Here is a 4188-nt window from a genome sequence, read left to right as displayed (position 1 = left end):
AGTGGAAGAGGGGAGCGCGCAGCGCCCGGCCTCACCTCGATCCATTGGTGAGTGGAAGAGGGGAGCGCGCAGCGCCCGGCCTCACCTCGATCCATTGGTGAGTGGAAGAGGGGAGCGCGCAGCGCGAGTGTATTTCTGTGGGATGTGGCGTGAGTCCCCGGCACCGGGAGTGTCAGGGGCGGTGGTTGCAAGGAGATGAATGGATTTGGGGCCGGTACCGGTTTGCATCCCAATTCGGTATCATGATGGTTATGAGTACGCAGATCGCGGTACGGCTGCCCGAGGGCATTGTGGCGTTTCTCGACGGTGAGGTCAGCGGCGGGCGCGCGAAAAGCCGTGCCCAAGTCGTGCTTCGAGCATTGGAGCGTGAGCAGCGTCGGCAGTTGGCGGTCCGTGACGTGGAGATCTTGTCTGACGGCGCAGGCGGCGATGTGAATATCGCTGCCGCGCACGGGAAGAAGAGCTGAGTGCGCCCGATCCACGATGCGCAGCTCGGCGCGGGCGTTTCTTCGGTGTTGGTTCTGACGAGAGAGTTGGTTCGGCCTCATCTGGGGACGGTTACTGTTGCGCCGATTCGTGCGGAGGGGCGGGGGTTGTCGACGGAGCTGAGTTTGGGTGAAGGCAACGGCGTCGAGGACGGATCTGTTGTCGATTGTGATGGGTTGACGACGATCCAGGTGTCGGCTCTCGGTGTGAACCGGGGGTTTCTGCTGCCGGCGCAGGAAGTGTTGTTGACAAGGGCATTGCGATCAGCGTTCGACCTCGAATCATGAAGACACCAGCAGTGACGACGGGGCAGTGATGGCGGCGAAAAAGTGGGAGCAGATACCCATGTTCGACCTCGATCCTCCTCCGGTGCCCGAAGTTCAGGGGGATGGTTCTGAGCTCGATTTTGAACCAGCTCTCTTCGCGCTCGACGACGCGGCCCTGGATTCCGATGCCGGCCTGGACGCCACATCGCCGAATGTAGCAGATCACGCCGCCCCGGAGGCAGACGTCGAACCAGAAACCGGTGAAAGCACCGATGCCGATCGTCACGGTGAGGACTCGATGTCGCCCGTGTCGTCGGTCTCGGACACCGAACCAATTGTGCCCCAAGTCAAGGCCGCCGCTGACGTGGAGCCGGAAACGGAACCCACCCACGCGTCCGAGCTCGACGCAACCGAACCGGCCGCTCTTCCTCCCGCCGGCGAGTCAGCAGACGGCCACGCCGTCATTGTCACAGCGGTTGGAACCTACACACCCTCTGGCCATACACTCACCGGCCCAGTAGATTCCATCGAAAAACTCGACAAACTCATCAGATGGGCAACCCTCACCCCGCTGGGCGCACCGGCGCAGATCTGGATAGTCGGAATCGAAGCCTGCGACATGCTTGGATGGATCATCGACCCAGGCAGCGAAGACGACGTCGACGACATGGAAATCCTGCGCACCCGCGCTGCCGAAGAACTCACCGCGATCCTCCACGCCACGCTGACCCCGATGCTGACCGCAGGATGGGAACTCCGCGGAGAACCCGGCCACGTCGTTCACCTCTCCCGCACCACCGGGAACTTCACATCCATGGTCGACATCTTCATCGAACCCTACGTGTGGACCTACTGGAACAAAGACTTCGGATGGGGCAATCGCGTGGGGGACATGGGGATCCTCGGATCTCCCACCGCCGGAACCTACCTCCCCGACGACGACCTCCCCGCTGCCCGCGAACTGGGACGCCGGCTCGCCTGGTGCGCACAACACCTCGGCGTGCTACCCGGTCCCACTCCAGCACGCACCGGCGCCGCCATCGTCGACAAGATCAAACGCGACCGCACCCGCAGCGGTAAAGGAATCGTCGTCACCGTCGGTGGACCGGTCCCACCGCTGGACGGCGAACCCCGCGGAGATCTCGAACCTGCCCTCGGATGGACCCGCATCCCGCACCTCGAAGAACTTTCCGATGCAACACAACTGGTATCGATAGACCAACGAGCGGCGTACCTCGCTTCCGCTGGCATGCTCGAATTCGGCTACGGAAAACCTCGACATCTTCGCGGCGAGAACGCGCTCGACGCCGCGCGGCAATCGAAAACCCCGTTCGGACTCTGGCGTGTAACCCTCCCACCGGGTGACATGCTGGCGCTCCCACCCGCTCTACCGTTGCCTCACCCACACATGCTCGCCGACCAACCTGTGCAGACCTGGATCACCACCGTCAGCCTCGATGCACTTCAAACGTCCATCGCCGATGGCGGAATCGGCGCAGAACTCGACGACCTCGACATCGCAGAAGCATGGGTCTACCCCGAACAGGGTCGAGCCCTCGACAAGTGGGCGAAAATCTTGCGAGAAGCCCGCAAAGTTGCCGTCGACACCGGCGACACAGCAATGAAACGGTTCATCGGCGCCTGCTACAAGGGTTACATCGGCCGAATGGTCAACCCCGACATGTGGACCGCCAAACAAATGCAACACCACCACCAACCGCTCTGGCGAGCAGCGATCATCGCACACTGCCGCTGGCGAGGCCGCCGCGTCGCGATGCGCATCGCACGCGAAACCGGGCGTTGGCCACTGCGCACCGTCACCGACTCCTGGGTCTACCCCCTGCCCCCGGGCATCGACATCGCAGACGAGAGTGACGCACTCGGGAAAATGACTCTGGAAAAGAGCGCCCCGCTCACCGAAAACATAACCGTCATGCTGACCGACGCCCGCGACACCCACGAGATCAACCTCGCACTCAAAGCTGCGTTCACCGACGAAGATGAAGGAAACATATAGTGGCCCTACATCTTCCGAAACCACGATCAACCAAACCCGCACAGAAGACCGTCGGCTTGGACGGACTCAACGTATCCGTCTCGACAGCAGCAACAAGCGGTATCGAAAAATCGAAATCGGTCAAAAGTGGGGGATTAGCCGGACTCACCAGCAAAGTCTCCGTACGCCAGCTCCGTACGGAAATCGGCAAAGAAGGCCTACGGCAAGCAGCTGTCGACGCCGGGAGAAAGCCACCCTCTGACCGAACACTGCGCCGTTGGGCGCAGCAAGGACGAATCCCGCACCCCGACGTCACCGAACGCGCCAGGCGGCGAGCCGCCATCGAACGCCTCGGTGGAATCGACGCTGTCGCAAAGAAGATCGGCCGTTCACGATCAGCGGTCTCTCGCTACCGTTCCGGCGAAACGAACGAACTGCGCGCTGACGCGAAAAAGAAACTCAAGAACGTCAAAGCTCGCGACATCATGGACCGCGCCGGCGTACTACGACCCGACGGGCAACCCAAAAAGGCCACCATCCGAGTCCGCGGGGGAGTGTCCGTCCGCAACGGTTCCGAAGAAGGTTACGACTATCGAGTGCGTACCCTCGACTTCGCGAACTCCGACAGTCCCTTCAGTCTCGACGAAACATGGGAACTCGCCATGGCTTTGGCAGGCGACGATCATGCCCGGGTGGTTGCCATCCTCGAACGTCACGCCACGATGGATTACCCTGAAAACAAGGGATTCGACCAGTACGGCGACACTTTCGGATTTCACTTCGATTCCATCGAATCCGTCCACATCGACTGGACATAGAACTGCCCTGCCCCCTCGCGCCGGGCAGGACCAGGCATCTCGTTCGCAGACCCTCGTGCGAAACACCGGTAGCGATCTCGGCACCAGAGGATATGTCGGCCAGATTCGGAATCGAATGGCGCCTCTCAGCCGGAGTTGTCAGGTTTGACGGGCAGTTGGGAGTCGAGTTCGGAGACGGTGGCTTCCACAGCTGCCGCGATCTCGTCGTCGGTAGGGACGAGATCGCGAACCTGGGAGGGGAGAGTCTCATAGGTGTAGTCGGCTACGGCGAGGGGTGCAGTTGTCCCGGCAAGTGAATACCGGACGACGTTGTCGTTGCGGCCGGCGCAGAGCAAGATTCCCACAGTCGGTGCGTGGATGTCCTTGTTGCGTAGGTTGTCGTCGATCCACGAAACATAGAACCCGAGCTTCCCGACATACTCCGGCTCAAACCTGGTGACCTTCAACTCGACGACAACGAACCTCGCTTGCACCCAATTGAAGATCTGAAACGCATCTGTAAGTGTTTGTAGTGGCCGGCCCGGGGCCGGCTGACAGGATAGGTGTCGTCGCTACAACGCCGTGTGACTCATGAATCGCTTTGCTCCTTCGTGGTGCACTGGCCGGGGTTTGTCCACTCTGT

The 4188-nt window shown here is 61.3% G+C and carries 4 protein-coding genes and 1 pseudogene; 4 read left to right on the top strand and 1 reads right to left on the bottom strand.

Translation table 11 applies throughout. From position 1 onward, the window contains the following. The first annotated feature begins 251 nt into the window (after nucleotides 1–251). The 4 genes from ATN37_RS00345 to ATN37_RS00330 are packed head-to-tail and all read left to right on the top strand — an operon-like array spanning nucleotide 252 to nucleotide 3566. Complete coding sequence (locus ATN37_RS00345; protein ID WP_030538123.1) at nucleotides 252–467, top strand: hypothetical protein; 216 nt, start codon at nucleotides 252–254, stop codon at nucleotides 465–467. Further along, on the top strand, nucleotides 468–773 hold the full coding sequence (locus ATN37_RS00340) for a type II toxin-antitoxin system PemK/MazF family toxin (protein ID WP_021334703.1): 306 nt from the start codon (nucleotides 468–470) through the stop codon (nucleotides 771–773). A 28-nt stretch (nucleotides 774–801) separates the two neighbouring features. Further along, nucleotides 802–2769 carry a hypothetical protein gene (locus ATN37_RS00335; RefSeq protein ID WP_021334702.1) on the top strand — a complete coding sequence of 656 codons (1968 nt, stop codon included), beginning with the start codon at nucleotides 802–804 and terminating at the stop codon, nucleotides 2767–2769. Continuing rightward, entirely contained in the window at nucleotides 2769–3566 is a 798-nt protein-coding gene (locus tag ATN37_RS00330) for a hypothetical protein (RefSeq protein ID WP_021334701.1), read from the top strand. Before ATN37_RS00335 ends, ATN37_RS00330 begins: the two co-directional genes overlap by 1 nt. 125 nt (nucleotides 3567–3691) lie before the next feature. Here ATN37_RS00330 and ATN37_RS00325 read toward each other — a convergent pair. After that, a pseudogene (locus ATN37_RS00325) lies at nucleotides 3692–4048 on the bottom strand (PDDEXK nuclease domain-containing protein); the annotation flags it as partial. Between the last annotated feature and the right edge of the window lie 140 nt (nucleotides 4049–4188).

This window comes from Rhodococcus sp. MH15, assembly GCF_019266045.1.
GTDB classification, from domain to species: Bacteria; Actinomycetota; Actinomycetes; order Mycobacteriales; family Mycobacteriaceae; genus Rhodococcus_F; species Rhodococcus_F qingshengii.
Note: the sequence above shows the minus strand (reverse complement) of the source record. Positions and strands in the feature narration are given on the sequence as shown.